Origin of the sequence: Chroococcidiopsis sp. [FACHB-1243] (assembly GCF_014696895.1) — a bacterium.
Lineage (GTDB): Bacteria > Cyanobacteriota > Cyanobacteriia > Cyanobacteriales > Chroococcidiopsidaceae > Chroococcidiopsis.
The window spans coordinates 32,674-50,726 of the sequence record NZ_JACJQX010000014.1; the positions used below are offsets into that span (position 1 = coordinate 32,674).

20 protein-coding genes are annotated in these 18,053 nt (G+C 43.7%); 4 read left to right on the forward strand and 16 right to left on the reverse strand.

Going from position 1 to position 18,053, the window contains the following annotated elements; translation table 11 throughout:
• Positions 1–30: 30 nt before the first annotated feature.
• The 4 genes from H6G17_RS12330 to H6G17_RS12345 all read right to left on the reverse strand — a co-directional run bounded on the left by H6G17_RS12330 (position 31) and on the right by H6G17_RS12345 (position 3,998).
• Positions 31–312 (reverse strand): acyltransferase, encoded by a 282-nt coding sequence (locus tag H6G17_RS12330; protein WP_192157476.1) that lies wholly within the window; start codon positions 310–312, stop codon positions 31–33.
• Between the two features lie 29 nt (positions 313–341).
• A complete protein-coding gene (locus H6G17_RS12335) occupies positions 342–1,655 on the reverse strand; it encodes a hypothetical protein (RefSeq protein WP_192157478.1) in 1,314 nt (437 codons plus the stop codon).
• A 178-nt stretch (positions 1,656–1,833) separates the two neighbouring features.
• The gene (locus H6G17_RS12340; RefSeq protein WP_015153477.1) at positions 1,834–2,616 is read right to left on the reverse strand and encodes an RNA polymerase sigma factor SigF; all 783 of its coding nucleotides are present in this window, start codon (positions 2,614–2,616) and stop codon (positions 1,834–1,836) included.
• 557 nt (positions 2,617–3,173) lie between these two features.
• Positions 3,174–3,998: a photosystem II manganese-stabilizing polypeptide gene (locus H6G17_RS12345; protein ID WP_192157480.1), complete on the reverse strand. Its 825-nt coding sequence runs from the start codon at positions 3,996–3,998 to the stop codon at positions 3,174–3,176.
• Between the two features lie 293 nt (positions 3,999–4,291).
• Between H6G17_RS12345 and H6G17_RS12350 the strand changes: the two genes are divergently transcribed.
• Complete coding sequence (locus H6G17_RS12350) at positions 4,292–4,459, forward strand: hypothetical protein (RefSeq protein WP_192157482.1); 168 nt, start codon at positions 4,292–4,294, stop codon at positions 4,457–4,459.
• 7 nt (positions 4,460–4,466) lie between these two features.
• Here the strand turns inward: H6G17_RS12350 and mltG are convergent, their stop codons facing one another.
• The 6 genes from mltG to H6G17_RS12375 all read right to left on the reverse strand — a co-directional run bounded on the left by mltG (position 4,467) and on the right by H6G17_RS12375 (position 8,597).
• Entirely contained in the window at positions 4,467–5,525 is a 1,059-nt protein-coding gene (gene mltG / locus H6G17_RS12355) for an endolytic transglycosylase MltG (RefSeq protein WP_192157484.1), read from the reverse strand.
• A gap of 52 nt (positions 5,526–5,577) precedes the next feature.
• Positions 5,578–6,156, reverse strand: coding sequence for a DUF3727 domain-containing protein (locus H6G17_RS12360; RefSeq protein ID WP_039715744.1), 579 nt, complete (start codon positions 6,154–6,156; stop codon positions 5,578–5,580).
• 24 nt (positions 6,157–6,180) lie between these two features.
• Entirely contained in the window at positions 6,181–6,306 is a 126-nt protein-coding gene (locus tag H6G17_RS34065; protein WP_277875986.1) for a hypothetical protein, read from the reverse strand.
• A 3-nt stretch (positions 6,307–6,309) separates the two neighbouring features.
• Positions 6,310–6,789: a Holliday junction resolvase RuvX gene (gene ruvX, locus H6G17_RS12365; protein WP_192157644.1), complete on the reverse strand. Its 480-nt coding sequence runs from the start codon at positions 6,787–6,789 to the stop codon at positions 6,310–6,312.
• Positions 6,790–6,793: 4 nt separating this feature from the next.
• A complete protein-coding gene (locus H6G17_RS12370) occupies positions 6,794–8,068 on the reverse strand; it encodes a GNAT family N-acetyltransferase (RefSeq protein WP_015153472.1) in 1,275 nt (424 codons plus the stop codon).
• A 331-nt stretch (positions 8,069–8,399) separates the two neighbouring features.
• Positions 8,400–8,597, reverse strand: a complete 198-nt coding sequence (locus tag H6G17_RS12375) for a hypothetical protein (RefSeq protein WP_015153471.1) — start codon at positions 8,595–8,597, stop codon at positions 8,400–8,402.
• Between the two features lie 178 nt (positions 8,598–8,775).
• Here H6G17_RS12375 and H6G17_RS12380 point away from each other — a divergent pair, with 178 nt between their 5' ends.
• Entirely contained in the window at positions 8,776–9,447 is a 672-nt protein-coding gene (locus tag H6G17_RS12380) for a metallophosphoesterase (RefSeq protein WP_192157486.1), read from the forward strand.
• 27 nt (positions 9,448–9,474) lie between these two features.
• Here H6G17_RS12380 and H6G17_RS12385 read toward each other — a convergent pair whose 3' ends face one another.
• The 4 genes from H6G17_RS12385 to H6G17_RS12400 form a co-directional block, all read right to left on the reverse strand.
• Positions 9,475–9,936 (reverse strand): hypothetical protein, encoded by a 462-nt coding sequence (locus H6G17_RS12385; protein WP_192157488.1) that lies wholly within the window; start codon positions 9,934–9,936, stop codon positions 9,475–9,477.
• Between the two features lie 83 nt (positions 9,937–10,019).
• Positions 10,020–12,698 (reverse strand): DNA mismatch repair protein MutS, encoded by a 2,679-nt coding sequence (mutS, locus tag H6G17_RS12390; RefSeq protein ID WP_192157490.1) that lies wholly within the window; start codon positions 12,696–12,698, stop codon positions 10,020–10,022.
• Between the two features lie 250 nt (positions 12,699–12,948).
• Positions 12,949–14,721, reverse strand: coding sequence for a DUF262 domain-containing protein (locus tag H6G17_RS12395; RefSeq protein WP_192157492.1), 1,773 nt, complete (start codon positions 14,719–14,721; stop codon positions 12,949–12,951).
• A 241-nt stretch (positions 14,722–14,962) separates the two neighbouring features.
• Positions 14,963–15,142: a hypothetical protein gene (locus H6G17_RS12400; RefSeq protein WP_192157495.1), complete on the reverse strand. Its 180-nt coding sequence runs from the start codon at positions 15,140–15,142 to the stop codon at positions 14,963–14,965.
• A gap of 28 nt (positions 15,143–15,170) precedes the next feature.
• Between H6G17_RS12400 and H6G17_RS12405 the strand changes: the two genes are divergently transcribed.
• Positions 15,171–16,040 carry a DMT family transporter gene (locus H6G17_RS12405; protein WP_192157497.1) on the forward strand — a complete coding sequence of 290 codons (870 nt, stop codon included), beginning with the start codon at positions 15,171–15,173 and terminating at the stop codon, positions 16,038–16,040.
• Positions 16,041–16,084: 44 nt separating this feature from the next.
• On the opposite strand, the gene H6G17_RS12410 is transcribed toward H6G17_RS12405, so the two are convergent.
• Together H6G17_RS12410 and H6G17_RS12415 are read right to left on the reverse strand one after the other, a co-directional pair.
• Positions 16,085–16,525 carry an NUDIX hydrolase gene (locus H6G17_RS12410; protein ID WP_192157499.1) on the reverse strand — a complete coding sequence of 147 codons (441 nt, stop codon included), beginning with the start codon at positions 16,523–16,525 and terminating at the stop codon, positions 16,085–16,087.
• Between the two features lie 18 nt (positions 16,526–16,543).
• Positions 16,544–16,930: a hypothetical protein gene (locus H6G17_RS12415; protein ID WP_192157501.1), complete on the reverse strand. Its 387-nt coding sequence runs from the start codon at positions 16,928–16,930 to the stop codon at positions 16,544–16,546.
• 219 nt (positions 16,931–17,149) lie between these two features.
• Here H6G17_RS12415 and folD point away from each other — a divergent pair, with 219 nt between their 5' ends.
• Positions 17,150–18,028 carry a bifunctional methylenetetrahydrofolate dehydrogenase/methenyltetrahydrofolate cyclohydrolase FolD gene (folD, locus tag H6G17_RS12420; protein ID WP_192157503.1) on the forward strand — a complete coding sequence of 293 codons (879 nt, stop codon included), beginning with the start codon at positions 17,150–17,152 and terminating at the stop codon, positions 18,026–18,028.
• The last annotated feature ends 25 nt before the right edge of the window (positions 18,029–18,053 follow it).

Consider the following 18,053-nt stretch of genomic DNA (forward strand, 5'->3'; position numbering starts at 1 on the left):
GTTCAGGATGACAGACGATTTGGAAATTAACTACTCCCGACTCCCGACTCCCTGCTTGTACCGAGCCTGATAGTAAGCCAAAATCCGGTCTACTAATTCTCGAGTTGCCGAGCTAGCAGTAGGAGCGTACTGAATCCACAATCCGCCTACTTGACTTTGATTGTAGTCAAATTGCTGGTTCGTTGCCGGATACAGACCTGTTTCTACCCCTTCCACTTGACGTAAATGGGCAGCAACTTCCCTATAGACTGCTAAAGGCAAGCCAGGAAAACAGATTTCATATCTTAACTTACTATCCTGCTGTGTTTGCATCTTGACATTGAGCTATGAGAGACAAGCCGCTATTTGCTTTTCAGCAATCGGTCGATCAATTCTTGGCGATACATTCTCGCCTTGCTGTTTGATTGTATCGCTGTTGTGGTGCGATTAGTTTGCGATCGCGTCAATATAGCTACCAAGCGCTGCTTGGATTGTTGGGCTGATGGCAGTTTGGTAGAAGATTGCAATTGACTAATATTGTCACCTTCCACTCCTGGCAGCGAATCATTAGCGGGATTTGCTTCTGGGGTATTTGGGGTATTATCCAGATGTGGGGATGCTTTCTCGCTATTTACCCCGGTCTTTGGCTCTATAGGCTGTGCTTCTTCTGGAAATGCTGTCGAAGGTTGAACGGTTGGCAAAAAGGTTTTTGTCTGCACTGCTGGCACTGACTCGCTGGAAGACTGCGCGTTTGGGTCGTCAGTTGGTAACGGAGAGGTTCTCAACCGATTTTTCAGTTCTTCTGGAGATGGAGTTTCTGGTAACGGCTGATTTGGTGTTGAATTCTCCATCGTTGGCGGAGATGGAGGTAATGCATTTTGTCCGCCTGCACTAGGAATAACACTGCTAGATGGTAGTGATGGTACGGAAATAGAAGACGAGGTTTTCCCGGGTGAACCTGGAGTTGTGCCAGTATTTGCTTGAGCTGGTTCTTGTCCGACTACTCTCGACACCTCTTGACCGAATTGTTCTAAAACTACCACTGGCTCGGAGCCTGGGTACATTTCAATTCTTTTCACGGTCACTTGTCCGTCAGCTAGCCGTTGCCCTTCGCTGACATAACGGCTGGTTGCCTCATTTGGCACTTGAACGATTGCTTGAAACTGATTGCCTACTTCAATGACACCTAAAACCGTCGTACCCCTAGCTAAATCTGGTTGTGGCGGTGCGACTGGCATTGGAGGAGGTAATGGAGCTGGCTTTAGGACTGGTGTAGCAGGAATTGATGGCGGTTTCGGGGGTTTTGGCGATGCTGCTACTTTTGGCTGCGCATCGTACAGTTCGGCAAACGGGTCTGGACGACCTTTTTGGACTTGTTGAGTGCGTTGGTTTGAATTGGTTGGCTGAATCAATCCAGCTGTTGGTGTAGCTATTGGCGGCGTTTTTTGGCTAGCTTTTGGGTCTGGTTTTTTCTCTAGTTTTTGGGCGTTATCTAGTTTTTGTGCCACGATAATAGGCTGGCTCTGTGTCTGAGACGGCTCTGGGCTAGAATCAGAGGCTTGAGTGGCAGCTGTTGGTTGGACGTTGGTACTACTGGTTTCCTCACCTCCCGAACCACATCCGGCTATTGTCAAAGCTAGCATTCCTGCTACAGCGGTCGTTGAAAGTCGATGCATACCCCTTCCTTACCCTTTATTTATGATTTAGATAGTGCGTTGAATGACACCAAACACGTCCTTATTGCTTATTTGCCTCAATCTCAATGGCAGCAAATTCGAGCCAGGTTTTTAATTTAACTAAAAATTTTTCAGAATTATTTACTGTCAGTACGTACCAGCGTATTACCAATACTATTTATTCATCATTGCCTGCCATCGATCTTTTCAAGGTAGCAAGTCCTTTTTTTACACAACGAGAAACAGTGACAACACTGATACCTAACCGTTCTGCCACTTCTTTTTGAGTTAAGTCATAGAAAAAAACAAATTTTAAGACTTCGTGAGTGCGCTGCTCTAACTCTACTAAAGCTTGTTGTAGGCGCAGTTGGTCTTCCTGAGCTAGTTGAAAGCTACGATATTGTTGATCGGGAACCATTTCACCAAGAGACATTGCTCCTTCTTCATCCTGCACCGGAGTATCCAAGCTTAAAGGGGAGCGATTTGTCCATGCTAGTTTAATCTCTTGCCATTCCGTAATAGAAATTTCCAGCTCGGCGGCGATTTCAGCATCCGTGGGCTGGCGATTGTGTTGCGTGCGCCACTCTTGAGAAAATGTCATTGCCTGTTGCTGAAGCGCCAGCCAGCGTCTCGGCATCCGCACTAATACCCCTTTATCGCGCAGATAATGTTGAATTTCACCCCGAATGTAGGGAATGGCAAATGAACTGAAGGCATGACCTTTAGATAAGTCAAATCTTTCAATTGCCCTAATTAATCCCATACAACCGACTTGCAGTAAGTCTTCATAACTTTCCGTGCATTGATTGCTCCAAAAGTGGGCTTCTTTTCTCACCAATCCTAGATTCAGTGTCACCAGTTGATTGCGGATCGCTGCGGAGCGAGACTGTTGATATTCTCGTAGCAGTTGAGCGCTCTCGCGTTTGAGTTCGGGACTCGTTAAAGTATAAGTAAGAACCATAATTTATTTAGTGTTAAGCGATAGTACGGAAGCTACTGCTGCAAGTTTTATGGCTCGGCATCGCATTTTGCCACAAATACTCAAGGAAGCAAAGTTGTAGAAAAGGCTAGAAAAAACTGGAATGACTCATAAATGGAGATTCAGGGAAAAATTGTTTGTGCGGTCGAAAAAAAGCTTAATTTCAGGTCGCTAGATAGATTACGAATAATGGGTTGACAACAATCCAGGGTATTAACTTTTGCATAATCGCAGCTACCGAAATTCCACTGATCTTTGTTTAACGTAACTTTTGCTCTACTGATAACCTCCTAAAAAAAACTACATAAAGTAGCTAGCAATATATGCAAAAAAAGGGGCTGAATGCCCCCATACAGTTTTTAACCAGTTTTTAACATGCAGTTTTTATCGACACTTCTAAGTTACCGATAAGTTCAGTAACTGATAACGTACCTGCTTGTGCTTTTCATAGCGCTTCTCCTCGATACAATACGCTTATAGGGGCGCACAATAGCAGTACGCCCCTACAGGTCTTGCATCCGATTCAATTGTCTAACAATTTACGCTTGTGGTTCGATCCGAGCGTAGAATAGACCGCGAACCTTTACATCTAAAGCTTCCTTCGCACCCATATCCGTATCAGAAGGTTGGATGCTCTCGAAAGTACCAGCTACCTCTCCTGTGGCGTTATCAACTTTAGCAACTTGGAGAGAAATTGACCCGTTTTCAATCCCTGCACTCTTGACATTGGCATACCCTTGCTTGTCTGCTGATGCAGGTAGAGCTACCGCATTGTCATACCCTGTGGTTACACCCCGTCCTTTAGGGTCGAGGAAGTTAGCAGTACGGTAAGAGGGGACGTTAAATTTACCTTCAAAGTCAGTGGAAGTGTTAATACTGGTCAAACCGGGCTGAGTTTGTGCCACCAAGTTTTTGATTGTGAATAAGAAAGGTACTCTTTCACCACCTGGTAATTGTACGGTGATCGCTTGGAAATCAAGACCATCTTTTTCAACGAAAGTTAAGCTTTTGTCAGGATTGACTTTAAGATCGCCCTGTACCTGGTCGATGGTCGAGGTGTAGCGAGTCAACAGTTTTCCAGTAATATATTCTGCTTCTTGACGCTTATTAACTGGTTCTTCTTTGATAAAGAATGATGTCGGCTCTAAGCACAGTTCTACCATTCTGTAGGATTGATTCGGATCGATCGCGATCGATCCGCGAGATGTTTCTGACAGTTGAGGACACTTATTAGCTAGACCAGTGCCTCTAATTTGCTCGTATGTGAGTAGTTCTCTGCTTGCTACTTGTGAGGGTTCGCTACAGGCAGTAAGAAATCCTAGACACAAAGCTAGGAAGGCAACAATTAGCGCGCGATACTTCATCGATCAACCTCAATTTTTAAGTCTGTATCTAACCAATAAAAATGCTAGTGAAGACAAGTGACAATCAAGCGAATATTAGCTTTCATTACCAAGAGTGCATTTGTTTGTGCGGGCAACAAATGCGAACAATTGCTTATAATGCGTTTTTCGTCAGGTGAGATCCCCACTCATTTCAAACACTTTTTCACTCTTGGGATTTAGCTCATTGAATGATGATTCAACCTCGCTCCCATTACAGAATTTTACACGGGGATGTGACCTTTATGTAGGGGGTGAGGAGTAAGGAGTGAGGAGTGAGGGGACAAGGGGGACACGGGAGACAAGGGAGACAAGGGAGACAAGGGAGACAAGGGAGACAAGGAAGCAGGGGAGCAGAGGAGAAATCCAAAATCCAGAATTTCCCTACACCCCACAACCCACAGCCCACACCACGCACTACCTCGCTGACAACTGATAACTGATAACTGTCTAGCCTTTTTGCCGCTGCCTGCGGATGGCGGCTTGAGCGGCGTTATGTTCCGCTAGAGTGCGGCTGAAAACATGAGAGCCGTCGTAACGGGCAACAAAGTAGAGATAGGGCGTTGATTCGGGATCGAGTGCAGCTTTGAGACTGGCTATGCCAGGGCTAGCGATGGGTGTAGGTGGTAGTCCTGGATTGCGATAGGTATTGTATGGCGAAGGGGTATTAACTTGAGCGTAAGTAAGGGGCTGGTCTGCTGTTTGGCGCAGGTTGAGGGCATACTCTACCGTAGGATCGGAGCCTAGTGTATAACCTTTTTGCAATCGCTTGACAAATACGCCTGCAATTCGCGATCGCTCTTGAGGGATAACAGCTTCTTTTTCGACAATACTAGCTAATGTTACCCACTGCTTCAGGTCGAAATCAGTCCGATCTTTGCCTTGTTCGTATAAAGGTAAAGCGACTTGCTCGAAGCGTTGCAGCATTTGGTTCACCACCTGAGTTGGCGTAACGGAACCACTACCAATCTTGTATGTGTCGGGGTATAAATAACCTTCGAGATGGGGAATATCAGCAGGTAGCCAGGAAAAGCGATCGCGCTTAATTTGACTGGCGGCATTGAGAAACTCGCTAGCAGGGAAATATCCCTGTTGTTCAAAATAAGCCGCCATTTGCCGCAAAGACCAGCCTTCAGGAATCGTGAAGCCCTGCTGCACTACCTGACCGTGCCAGATCTTATTTGCCACTTCTTCTAAAGACTGACTGGGAGAGATTTGATAAGTCCCTGCTTGAAATCCCCCATTGGGATTTCGCCAGTGCAGCCACCTCGCCCATAAATTCCATGATTGACTAGAGCGAATTAGTCCTTCTGCCTCTAGCTGCTTGCCAATTTGCTGGCTAGCTGTGCCTGGAGGAACGCGAAACTGCACTTGCGGAGCATTTGCTGTCTCTAAAGGTTGAGACGGGGCGCTGGAGCGCTGCCACCAATCCCAGCTCGACCAAGCGCCTATTCCTACCGTCAAGGGGATTAAAGCCCAAATTATGCGCCACTTAAATAGTTTTTGCACCACTATATGCCCATAGGTATCGACAACTACTATCTAAAGGCAGTAGTTTACGCTATTCTTCCATTTCGTCAATCAGCTGCTCTGCTAGTAGCGGTTGTAACTTTTGAAACTCTTCTGGAGACAGTAGCTCTGGATTGCCGGAGCTATTCAATCGCGCAAAGAATAACAAGGGGTCGAGGGGTGTATAAACTGAGTACTCTTGGTCTTCGTGGTAGAAACTAGCTAGCAGTTGCAGTTGCTCTGGTTCTATATCGCTGGTGTCATCTTCAATTTCCAGCGTAAACAATTCTGATTCTTCCACTGGAGGTAATTCCCCTGCTACGGTTAAAGCATAGGCTGTCCGCTTGAGGACTAGATTTTGCTCGGCGAGAACGGCTTCAGCAGTAGGAAAAATACTATTGATGGTTTCGTCATCTTCTACGGGAACTGCTTCTTCCTCGTCGCTATCATGACTTTGCCAAGCAAAAATTTCTACTGCTGCATCTGCGGGTAGGAGTAAGAGATATTCTTTGTCTTCGACCAACAGCGATCGCTCTACGTAACATTCTAAGCTTCGCCCTGCTTCGTCTTTGAGCGTGACGGAACTCGAATTGGAATATTCGTTATTTTCTTCAAATGCCGATGAAAACATAGCCATAATAGCTGACGGAAAACTTTAGATTAGCTTAAAGCTGAGGACATGGGAAGAGTCATCAGTTGCTAATTGTTGGTTGTTGGCAAGAAAGTGGTGCGTGGTACGCTCAGGCGTGGCGTGTGTCAACTGTTCCTGGTCACTGTTCACTGGTCACTGCTCGTGCGCTCCCTGCTCACTTCTTCTTGTATCTAACCATTGTTGCAGAATTATGGCAGCTGCTTTGCGATCGATCAGAGCTTTGTGTCGCGAGGGGGAGATGTTTTCGGCGTGCATGAATTGTTCTGCTTGAAAAGATGTCAGTCGCTCGTCTACAAATACTAAGGGGAGGTCGAGCGCTTTGGCGATTCTTTTCGCCACTTTTTGGACTTGTCGAGCTTGAAAACCCAAACTACCGTCCATAGAGTACGGTAGTCCAGCTACTATTGTTTGTACGCGGCGCAATTGGACGAGGGACTGTAATTGGGCTAAGTCCTCAGCAAAAGATTTACGCTCGATCGTCATCAGACCTGTCGCAATCAGACCCGTACCGTCGCAACCAGCTACTCCAATCCGCTTGCGACCGAGATCTAGACCCAAAGCGGAAATAAACGCTTTAGGCGTTTTAACCACATCGGTGGACGGCGATCGCATTTGTTCAGTCACGCTCTCGTTCTGTTTTGGGTGAAGTGGATTCAGTTGGTTGGACGATCTCGTCAGCCCGCTGGCTGGCGTATTTAATTTGTTCTGTGGGTGAATTTTGCTGTCCCGTCTTTGATGGTGGCTTGCTAGGCTGGATGGTTTCTGGTGCTGGCTTGCCTTGTCCTGCCCATGACATCCCTCCAGGGACGGGTTTACGGGCTGGTTGCAGTCCTTGCAGCACTTCGTGCCATTGCATCCCTTCCAAAGAAACGAGTTTTGATTCCCGTAGCTTGTGCCAGACGGAACGAGACATCATCAGCGTGTGTTCGATGCGATCTGCACCAATTTGCTGTAAATACTCTTCTCGTTCTGGTTGGTAATCTGCTGAAGCCAGACGCAAGGCTTGGGGAGGAAAATCTTGAGCGATGCGGGCTAGTTGAGTTAGCAGTTCGGGATAAAGCCAAGTATAGGCGGGATGAACGGTCAGCGTTGCCTCGTGCGGCTGGCAACCGCGACGGCACAAATGAACTTGAAAATAGCCGATCGCAGCTTTGCGCTGCGGTTCAAATACATAGCCGCTGACAACTTCCGTTTTGCTTAACCATTGTTTAATGCCTTCGATTAACCCACCGAACAAACTTGTTTTGAAGTCGTCGGCGTTGCGATCGAAGACTTGCCGCACCAAAGGAGGCATGGAGGCTGTATCGAGTTGATAGAGTAGTTGGGCATCGGCATTACCGATAGGTAATAAGTTAGGTAAATCTGGTTCGCCTAACGCCAGTTCTTGTAACAGAGCGGGAGCAATCTCCCAATAGGTGAGTTGCGCCAGAGTTTGAAACCCATTTTGGCGATAGAGTGCTAGTGCTTCCTTGTCATTGACATTGACTTCTAACAGCCATGTTCGAGCTTCTCGAATTGACTCGAAACAGTGGCGTAGCAGTTGAGAGCCTATTCCTTGAGCGCGGACTTGGGGAGTGACGGCGACTCGCTCTACTCTCCACGTACTGCGAGTGCGGTTGAAGGGACAGACTTGAATCATGCCTTGAACTTGGCGATGTTGCTCCGCGACATGAAGGCAGAATCGGTATTGAAGGGGATTAGGAAATAGGCGAAAGAACTTCAGCAACCAATACCAACTGTGCAGCCAGTGCAATTGCTTTTGCAGCTCGGCGACAGCATCTGGATTATCTGTTTCAACCGACTCTTGGTAAAGCCGCTCTATTGCTTCCAAATCTCGGTATTGGAAGGGACGAATGACAACGTTAGAGTCTTGGGGAAGCACTGAAGGCATGGTTGGGTGTGCTACTAGGTAGCCTTGAGTAACAAAAATGGAAGTGCTGCCATTATCTTAACGGTTTTCTTGCGATCGCCGTCGAGCATAGCAGGAAATTTGCGCTTTAGTTCAGCGTGGACTCACCGAATATCTCAAAAAATTTCACTATTGTTTAAGCACCGTTCTTATCCGATGTTGGGGTATGAAGTGTCTTCAGTGCCAAACTACAATCGGTAATTGAAATGCTCGGTTGAGTATTTCAATTACCGATTGTTAACTTTATGTGTTGATGAATTGCAGATTTTAGAACTGTGTTTTGCGCGAGAAATTCTCCGATTTAAGAGTTTAGTCAGAGAATTTGGCGAGAAGCTAATTTTTCAATAGTTGCTTGAGTTTGCTGGAGTAATTGTTCGCGACTATCAACCACTGTTTGGGTTAAAGAAGGCACGAGATTGCGAGCTTGTAGCGCCATATGCAGTTGGAGATGGGCAACGTACTCGCTTAGATCTTCCCGTACCCAATCGCTTGTGAGTCCCTCTGATTGCATAGCTAACTGTGTTCTCCTTATTTCAGCTGGCAAGCTGTATATCCAGAATAGAAATTATCATTATATGTTTGCCATCTTTTGCACTTTGCAATAAAGTGTAATCCTTGGCAGCTATGAAGATGGAGAAATGTAAATTTTTCCGAGTGGCGAATCAATCATCCCTAACCCCCATCAAGTCATGCTGTTGTTTAGTGGCGATCCACACGGGGATTTTCGACCGATTATTCAGGCAGTTGAAACTTACTCTCCCGCAGCAGCAATTTTGCTGGGGGATTTTGACTTGGAGCGATCGCTTTGCGAAGAACTAGAGGCGATCGCGGCAAAAACTGAGATCTGGTTTATTCCTGGCAATCACGATGCCGATCGCGACGAGTGGTATGATAATTTGTTTAATTCTAAGTTGGGCGATCGCAATCTTCACGGACGAGTTGTAGAAATTGCCGGGAGGCGCGTTGCTGGGTTGGGAGGAGTGTTTCGAGGCAAAATTTGGATGCCTCCAGCCGTACCTAAATTTCCAACTCAACAAGATTTACTATCGACTTGCAGTCGCGGCGAACGCTGGCGCGACGATATTCCCCGCAAACATCACGTAAGCATATTTTGGCAACAATATCAAGCTTTACGCGCTCAACGGGCTGATATTTTAGTGACACACGAAGCCCCATCTTCGCATCGCTACGGTTTTAGAGCGTTGGATGACTTAGCTATGGCAATGGGCGTGAAATCTATATTTCACGGGCATCATCACGAACACTATAGCGCCACCATTGGTAACGGCATCATTGTGCATGGCGTAGGGGCGGCGGGGGTAGTGGATCATGAGGGGAGAGTTTTGATTGTGGGGAAGTAGGGGCTAGGGAAATAAGAGGAAGCAATGTTAAATTTTTAGAATGCTCCGATCTCTTTCCAAAGCCAGAAAAGTTTCTTCGCCTCGATAAAGAATATTAATTTGCCCTCCATATACGTCATCAATAGCCAAAAAAATTTTCCCTTCCACTTCTTCAAATTCACAGCCTGCTATTGCTCTACAAATGCCGTGAATATCAGTGTAATGGGCTGTGCTGACTTGTTCGACATTTGTAAGTCGAATGAATAGATAAGGTTCGTTGACTACCGAATTGTTCTGTTTCATTTCCTTTGGTAGCCAAACCGCATCCCATTGGATAGCCAGTGTTACGCTTTGCTGGTAGGCAACATCGTAGAAAATTCCTACCCAATAAGAGTCATGTAAAGTGTATTTGGCATTGAATTGTCTGAAAGTCATTTTCTGACCTTGTTGCCAAGGTAAGAGATCGTCAATAAGTTCGTAATAGAGCCAGTTTGGGTAATTGTATTCCAATAACGCTTTGCTTCAACTGAAAAATACGGCGGACAATGCATATTCTTCCATTTTAAGAGGGCGCACAGCTGTGCGCCCCTACATTACTGCTTTTTCTCCTGTATTACGCTACTCTCTCGTAAACCGATCGCAATTTTACTATGTTGCTCGATTTGCGTCATGACTTGCTTTGCTCGTTGAATGACAACTGGGGGTAAACCTGCAAGTCTTCCGGCTTCGATACCGTAGGATTTGTCTGCTCCGCCTGGTTGAACTTGGTGTAAGAAGATAATCCGATCGGGCAATTCTTTGACTGTAACTTGGTAGTTAGCTACGTTAGATAAAATTGAGGCGAGTTCGTTCAATTCGTGGTAGTGGGTAGCAAAAATTGTGCGGGCGCGAATTTCGGTAGCTAGATATTCTGCTACTGCCCAAGCAATCGATAATCCGTCAAACGTTGCCGTACCTCTACCAATTTCGTCTAGTAAAACTAAAGATCTTGGTGAAGCATGGTTGAGGATATTTGCTGTCTCATTCATTTCCACCATAAAAGTAGATTGCCCAGTCGCTAAGTCGTCTACTGCACCGACGCGGGTAAAAATGCGATCGCATATGCCCAATTTTGCCGATTTAGCAGGCACAAAACTCCCTACTTGTGCCATTAATTGAATCAAACCAACTTGGCGTAAGTAGCAGCTTTTACCACTGGCGTTAGGACCAGTTAGGATGATTAAATCTGGTAATTGGTAATTGGTAATTGGTAGTTGGTAGTTGGTAGTTGCTCCTTTGTCCCCCTTGTCTCCCTCAGCTCCCTCAGCTCTCTTATCCCTGCTCTCTGCTCCCTGCTCCCTGCTCCCTATTTCAGTAGAATTAGGCACAAAAAATCCCGCAGGTATAGATTTTTCGACAACTGGATGTCGCCCGTCTACGATATTAATTTCTCGTCCTGAGACAATTTCTGGACGGCAATAACCTTGATATACAGCAACTTCGGCAAAGCCACACAATACATCGGCTGCGGCTATGGCACGGGAGACATTACGAATTGCATCGGCTTGTTCCCCTACTTCTGTTCGCAATTCGGTAAAAATATCGTACTCTAGCTGGTACAAATCTTTTTCAGCCGTAAGGATACGCGCTTCTCTTTCTTTTAATTCTGGCGTGTAGTAGCGTTCTTCGTTTTTTAGAGTTTGCTTGCGAATGTAGTTAGTGGGAACTTGGTCGGCTTTGGCACGAGAAATGCTGATATAGTATCCGAAGGTATCGTTGTGACCGACTTTTAAAGTTGGGATTCCCGTTCTAGCTTTTTCATCAATTTCAAAATTAGCCACCCACTGCAAATCTTCTTCTAACAATCGTCGTCTTTCATCGAGTTGGGAATCGATCCCAGGACGAATTAAATTTCCTTCTGTGAGGTGGATGGGGGGAGATTCAACTAACTGCGCGCGTAGTTTATGCCCTAGTTGTTCCAATTCTGAGGGGAATTTTTGTAAAGTACGGAGATATGGCGATCGCGTTTCTGTGACTAATCTTGCTAATTCTGGTAAACGCAACATTGACTCTGCTAATGCTACTAAGTCTCTCGCATTTGCCGTTCCCGAACCAGCCCTACCGCTGAGTCTTTCTAAGTCATAAATTTGCCGTAAAAGCTGCCGCAAGTCGTGCCGCAAGGAACTATTTTCTACTAATTCTTGAATTGTATCTTGTCGCGCTCGAATGCCTTTAATATCTAATAGTGGTTGCAAAAACCATCGTTTTAAAGCACGACTCCCCATCGCCGTAGTTGTTTTATCTAAAGCCCATAATAGTGAACCGATAAAAGTTCCATCTCTGACGGTTTGGGTAATTTCTAAGTTGCGACGAGTTTGATGATCGAGAATTAAGTAGTCGGTAATTGCATAAGTGCGTAGTTGTTGTAGGGGAACGTCACTTTCTTTTTGCGTATCTTCGATATAGTCTAATAATCCACCCGCTGCACTCACGGCTAGAGGTAAATCTTCACAGCCAAAACCTTCAAGCGATCGCACTTTAAACTTTTGAATTAACTTTTGTCTAGCTTCACCCGTGTTAAAACTAGATTGCGATCGCAAACAGTAACAAAATGATGGTGGTAAGCATTCGGGAATGTGTTCTGATGTTTCCCCAGGACGAAATAATGTCCCTACGTCTGGTGCTTTGGTAGGAACGAGGACTTCAGATGGTTGCAGTCGTAGTATTTCTTGGGTTAATTGTTCTAAATTGCTGCTTTGCGTCGCTAAGAATTCTCCTGTCGAGATATCTGCATAAGCTAAACCCCAATGATTTTTGGCGATCGCCACTGCTGCGAGATAATTATTACGGCTAGCTTTGAGCATTCCATCTTGCAGCAGAGTCCCTGGAGTTAGGATGCGCGTTACTTCACGCTTGACTAAACCTTGTGCAACCGCTGCATCCTCAACTTGATCGCAGATAACGACAGCATAGCCTTTTTCGATCAACTGAGTCGTGTATCGTTCCCAAGCGTGATGCGGTACGCCTGTCATCGCCACCCGTCCGATTTCGCCGCCGTGTTTGCTGGTGAGAACGAGTTCCAATTCCTGCGAGACTATGACTGCATCCTGAAAGAATGTTTCAAAAAAATCTCCACACCGATACAGTAATAAAGAATGGGGATGCTTCTCTTTTACTTCTACATAATGCTTATACATTGGCGATAGCTTACTTTTATCTATCTGCCGACAGTCAGTACAAGGTTGTATGGGTGCTTGAGATTCAGCAGCAGTCGGAGTGGAAGGAACTTTCATGAATCGCTCGTACTACAGTCTTTTACGACTCTACCGCAGGTAGACGATTGTTTGTTACTCAGCGTCGTCAGTTAACTTGTCTATTGTAACTGTCAGAGTAGTGAAGAGGCGATCGCTATTTTTGTTACTCAGACATATCAAATGTAGTTAAGACGAGAGTTACAGGTTGCGGGTATGGCAATTACAGCTTGATAACCATTTAGCTTTACTTTTCTTAACTTTCCTTGAAAATTTTGTAGCGCGATCGCTGTTAGACTGGTATGTCCCATACCTTTTTAGTTAAAAGCGTTAGCATTTTTTGGCGTTTCTTGATAGATTCAGATGTCCATACATCAAATGTTTCTAAATCTTGTACCGCGCGATCGACTGCTGTATTAGTTCCAACAGTAACTTGCTCTACTAATGATTTTGTCAGCAAAAATTTTGACTGTTTGTATGCTTTCTTTTTTTCAGCGAATGGCTTGTTACTCAATGAAGAGTTAATTGTTTTTTCAACTAATACTAAATTACCTAATCGCTTAATATGTGTATCGATCTCTCCAGGCGCATCGAAAGTAGAGATGATTTGCAGAGTTGGTTTTTGAGGTAAAATATGTTCGATATCTATTTTATCAATATAATTTTTTATATTGCTAATAGGATCGGTTGTTCCCCATGCAGATTCATCTATATACTGTGTTAGTTTAGCTAAAATATATTTCAACTGCGATTTAGGTACAGAAGACTCTTCTAAATTAGCAAATGCTATTTCAAATCGCTCAGATATCTTATGTTTTTCTACTTTTAGATAGGTGGTAATAAATTTTTCTAATTTTTCTTGGCTTGTCACTTGACGTAATTCCGAACACCATTGAATAAAGCGCCGTTCAAAACTACTAGTAGGTTCGCGAGTAATCATGTAAGCAAAAAAGATATTCTCAACCTGACGACATAGTTCTGTAAACTGGTCTGTGGCTAAATGTTGTCCTGCCAAAAGTATCATTAAAGGCATTCTCACAGAACTACTAATTTGACGAATATTTTCTAGATAACGATTTCTTTTTCCTTCTACATTTTTACCTTCTAGAAATTTAACGTAATTTTTTGCAGATTCAAGAACTTCTTCAACAAACTCGATTGGTCTATTTTCGTAAAATCTTTTGTTATTTGTATTTAAAAACCAGTTATAAATCCCGTTTTCTTTTAAAGATTCTCTATCATCATATCGCGCTAAGATAAAATAACGAAGAAATCTCATATGATTTTCTTTAGCTTTAAAAAGAATATCGACCATTTCTTGCCACTTTTTCTTGAGACGGTCGTAATCTTTCTTATTGGTTTTCATAAATATTAAGTTTTTCAGCAGATCTATAGCCCCTAAATTAACTCCACGACCATTGATAGTTGCAAAAACTCTCAAAGCATCTGCTACACTTACTGTTTTGACACGTACTAAAATGACATTCTTATTAAAATAAGCGTAAAATCTTTTGATACTCTGAACTGAGGAATCGTTCAATTGATCTACTAGCCACTTACTAATTACCAAGTAAGCATCTTTTATGTTTTGTGTTGAGCGAGTTGTTGCAGTCTCTATATTTAATGTTTCTTTTTTAGCAATTGTCTCTAGAACACCGTAGCTATCATCATATTGAAGAGCAACGCGATATCGAAAAACATTATTGCCTTCTTCATCAATATCTGTGGATGCAATTTGATTTTTCAATAATTCAATAGACTCTTCTGGTTTAACCTTTTGTAAATAATCTCGGATAGCACAGAGAAATAGATAAGATGTTGTGATACGTTGCTGTCCGTCAATAACTTCATATAATCCGTCGTGTCGGTTACAGACAATGATGCTCCCAATAAAATACTCAGAATCTCCTATAGAGTTACTCTCGGAAAACTCTGTATAAATATCTTCAATAAATTCTGTTACGTGTTTCTCTTCCCAAACATACTCGCGTTGGTAGCTAGGAATTACGTAGAAATCATTGAAAAGCTTGCCAATACTAAGATCTTGAGATTCGATAGTTGCCATAAGTACCTAAAAAATTATACTCTGCACATATATTGCCCAAATTTTTCTTCTAGTACAACATTATTCTGAATAATTAGTATAATTATGTAGTGAGTCAGACACTCATAATTACAGCGATCGCACGATCTACAGTTACTTGAATATGGGGTTGATTATAACGACCTACCCAAACTAATTCTTCTGAATCGAGACGAAAATAAACACTAACAATTTTTTGTCCACTGCACTAGAGTTCTCGTAGTCATTGATGAGTTAAATAGTGGTTTTGTAAAACTGGTAAACAATATACAGTTTTTGCAATTAGTTGGTATTTTTGTTGTTTTTCTAGTTCGTAGCAAATGCTTGTCTTATGTCCGAGTATTCCAGAACGAGACACTCTAGAAATATTTTTGGGAGAAGTGAGATGAACTAAAATTGGCATTTTCTTAGCTGCGATAGGAGATTATTTGATGATAACGTATTTAAAATTAGTTTTAACTGCAATTATTTGGGGTGGCACGTTTGTGGCTGGTAGAGTAGTTGTGCAAACTATGGAACCGTTTACAGCCGCTTTTTTTCGCTTTGCAGTTGCTTCAATTTGTTTGTTAATCTTGACGCAAAAGATTGAAAGACGCTTACCTAAACTCAAAATAAATCAAATCTTTACAGTTATTTTATTAGGCTTGACAGGAGTTTTTAGTTATAATGCCTTCTTCTTTCTCGGTTTGAAAACTGTTGCTGCTAGCCGCGCTGCTTTAATTGTGGCGCTCAACCCTACTTTTATTGCTCTTGGTGCTGCTCTATTTTTCAGAGAAAAATTTAACGGTGTAAAACTACTAGGAATTACGACTTCGCTAATAGGTGCAGCAGTTGTTATTAGTAAAGGTCAACTCATAAATTTATTTAAAGGTAGTATCGGTTGGGGAGAGTTTTGTATTTTTGGCTGCGTCCTGAGCTGGGTAGCTTATACTCTGATTGGTAAATCAGTCATGAAATCTTTGTCTCCCTTAGCTGCTACTACATATGCTTGTATAATAGGTGCGATCGCGCTGTTAATTCCAGCTTTATTTGAGGGAATAACTCAAGACTTCATGCAGTTTCCTCTTGCTGCTTGGCTGGGAATTTTATATCTGGGGGTTTTGGGTTCTGCAATTGGTTTTAGCTGGTATTATGAAGGAGTTGCAGCAATTGGTGCTGCCAAAGCCTCAATTTTTATTAATTTAGTTCCCGTATCTGCGATCGCATTTGCCGCTATATTATTGCAGGAACCGATTACTATTAGCTTAGTCTTGGGTGGGGTTCTAGTTGTCGTCGGAGTCTTTTTTACAAATAAGAGTTAACTGTTGGAGAAATGCAATTTACCATATCTCTATACTAGGTTCATTTATTTCGTGAGCGTTCCCACTTCTAAAAAATCTAAAATAATTTGTCTTGCCGCAGGGACTAAAGGTAGAATGCGATCGGCTTTGGGTGAATAACAACTCCCGTGTTGAATTTGTTCGGGAGTTAATAAAGCCATATCCCAACCTTCCTTTAATACGAGTTGGTCTAAATCTACTGTTAGTGGTGCGTGGAAAACATGGCGCTCTACTTTAGGATCGGAGTAACAGCCAACTTCAGATATAGAAGGAGGAAAATAAGTAATTTCTTCCTGTAATTCTCGAATTACAGCCTCATGTGGCGTTTCGCCTAGGTCGAGATGTCCGCCAAAAAAACCCCAGTGTGCGGGATAGACAATATTAGGGATGTCGTCGCGTAACTGGAAGAGAAATTTATCGTCACGGTAGAGGATAGCGATCGCCACGCGAACGGGTTGATGAGTCATAATTTTGCAATAATTAACCTAACGGGTGGGAGCCTGTACCTGCTGTTCCTCTACATAGATTTCCCCAAAATCTTGACCTGCGATCGGGATACTCTGAAAATATACCTTACCTTCAATTGAGACAGGTGTTTGCAGCCGCACATTTGTTCTTTTTGTCAGCACCCAAATTTTCCCTGTGGAGTCTTGCAGTTGATACATCCGCCAACCAGCCAAAGGTACTTGTTGTACGACTTTACCTTGGAGGCGAACGGTAGTTCCATTACCTGTCTCTGGCTTGAGTTCGCCAATCTTAAAAGCAGTTGTACCCATCAAGCCAATACCATTCATTGCATACTGGGGCAATCTATCACAACCAAGCAGTCCTACAACAAGAAATAAGTAAATTGCAATGCGAGAGAAATTCATAAAAAGGAACAAGGGGGACAAGGGGGACAAGGGGGACAAGGGGGACAAGGGGGACAAGGAAGCAGAGGAGAAATCCAAAATCTAGAATTTCCCTACACCCTACACCCCATTCTTCACTGACAACTGATAACTGATAACTGATTGCTTAAACTATATAAGTCAAAAACAGTTATAACTGCCTTTTGACAAAACCATTTTAAAAAAGTTCCCTCAACGGCAATGAACACAAAAACAGCGAAGATACTAGATGGCAAAGCTTTAGCCCAAAAGATTCAGACAGAGCTAACAGCACAGATTCAGGCGCTACAACCGCAAATCGGAAGAACCCCAGGACTAGCAGTACTCATGGTGGGAGATAATCCTGCTAGTGCTGCTTACGTGCGTAATAAAGAGCGCGCTTGTAATAAAGTAGGAATCGCATCTTTTGGAAAGAATTTCCCCGCCGACGCTACCCAAGCAGAAGTTGCACGAGCGATTCAAGATTTAAATGAGGATGAAAGAGTAGATGGGATTCTCGTTCAACTACCATTACCCAGCCATTTAGATTCTGTCGCTTTACTGCATCAAATTGACCCAAATAAAGACGCAGATGGATTGCATCCAGTGAATATGGGACAGTTGGTACGGGGAGAATCGGGTTTACGCAGTTGTACCCCTGCTGGGGTAATACGGATGTTACAGGAATATCAGATTTCTTTGCAGGGTAAACAAGCCGTAGTCGTGGGGCGGAGTATTTTGGTTGGAAAGCCTCTAGCTTTGATGTTACTAGAAGCTGATGCAACAGTCACGATCGCCCACTCGCGATCGCACAACCTTGCAGCCATTACTCAAACAGCAGATATCCTCATTGCTGCTGTCGGTCGTCCTAACATGATTACTGCCCAAATGGTCAAACCTGACGCTGTAGTCATAGATGTGGGAATCAACCGCATTATCGACTACGAAGGTAACAGCCGCCTGGTTGGAGACGTAGATTTTGAGTCAGTGCAAGAAGTTGCCGAATTGCTGACCCCAGTTCCAGGAGGCGTTGGTCCTATGACAGTCGCCATGCTATTGCACAATACAGTCTGGAGCTATTCTCAAAAGGCTAATGGGTAATGGAAACAAAAAAGTCAAAAGTCAA

Coding starts and splice junctions, on each gene's coding strand:
- H6G17_RS12330 (WP_192157476.1), bottom strand. CDS start 312: ATGCAAACACAGCAGGATAGTAAGTTAAGATATGAAATCTGTTTTCCT.
- H6G17_RS12380 (WP_192157486.1), top strand. CDS start 8,776: ATGCTGTTGTTTAGTGGCGATCCACACGGGGATTTTCGACCGATTATT.
- H6G17_RS12405 (WP_192157497.1), top strand. CDS start 15,171: ATGATAACGTATTTAAAATTAGTTTTAACTGCAATTATTTGGGGTGGC.
- H6G17_RS12370 (WP_015153472.1), bottom strand. CDS start 8,068: ATGCCTTCAGTGCTTCCCCAAGACTCTAACGTTGTCATTCGTCCCTTC.
- H6G17_RS12335 (WP_192157478.1), bottom strand. CDS start 1,655: ATGCATCGACTTTCAACGACCGCTGTAGCAGGAATGCTAGCTTTGACA.
- mutS (WP_192157490.1), bottom strand. CDS start 12,698: ATGAAAGTTCCTTCCACTCCGACTGCTGCTGAATCTCAAGCACCCATA.
- H6G17_RS12400 (WP_192157495.1), bottom strand. CDS start 15,142: ATGCCAATTTTAGTTCATCTCACTTCTCCCAAAAATATTTCTAGAGTG.
- H6G17_RS12345 (WP_192157480.1), bottom strand. CDS start 3,998: ATGAAGTATCGCGCGCTAATTGTTGCCTTCCTAGCTTTGTGTCTAGGA.
- H6G17_RS12395 (WP_192157492.1), bottom strand. CDS start 14,721: ATGGCAACTATCGAATCTCAAGATCTTAGTATTGGCAAGCTTTTCAAT.
- H6G17_RS12340 (WP_015153477.1), bottom strand. CDS start 2,616: ATGGTTCTTACTTATACTTTAACGAGTCCCGAACTCAAACGCGAGAGC.
- folD (WP_192157503.1), top strand. CDS start 17,150: ATGAACACAAAAACAGCGAAGATACTAGATGGCAAAGCTTTAGCCCAA.
- H6G17_RS12415 (WP_192157501.1), bottom strand. CDS start 16,930: ATGAATTTCTCTCGCATTGCAATTTACTTATTTCTTGTTGTAGGACTG.
- H6G17_RS12410 (WP_192157499.1), bottom strand. CDS start 16,525: ATGACTCATCAACCCGTTCGCGTGGCGATCGCTATCCTCTACCGTGAC.
- H6G17_RS12360 (WP_039715744.1), bottom strand. CDS start 6,156: ATGTTTTCATCGGCATTTGAAGAAAATAACGAATATTCCAATTCGAGT.
- ruvX (WP_192157644.1), bottom strand. CDS start 6,789: ATGCGATCGCCGTCCACCGATGTGGTTAAAACGCCTAAAGCGTTTATT.
- H6G17_RS12375 (WP_015153471.1), bottom strand. CDS start 8,597: ATGCAATCAGAGGGACTCACAAGCGATTGGGTACGGGAAGATCTAAGC.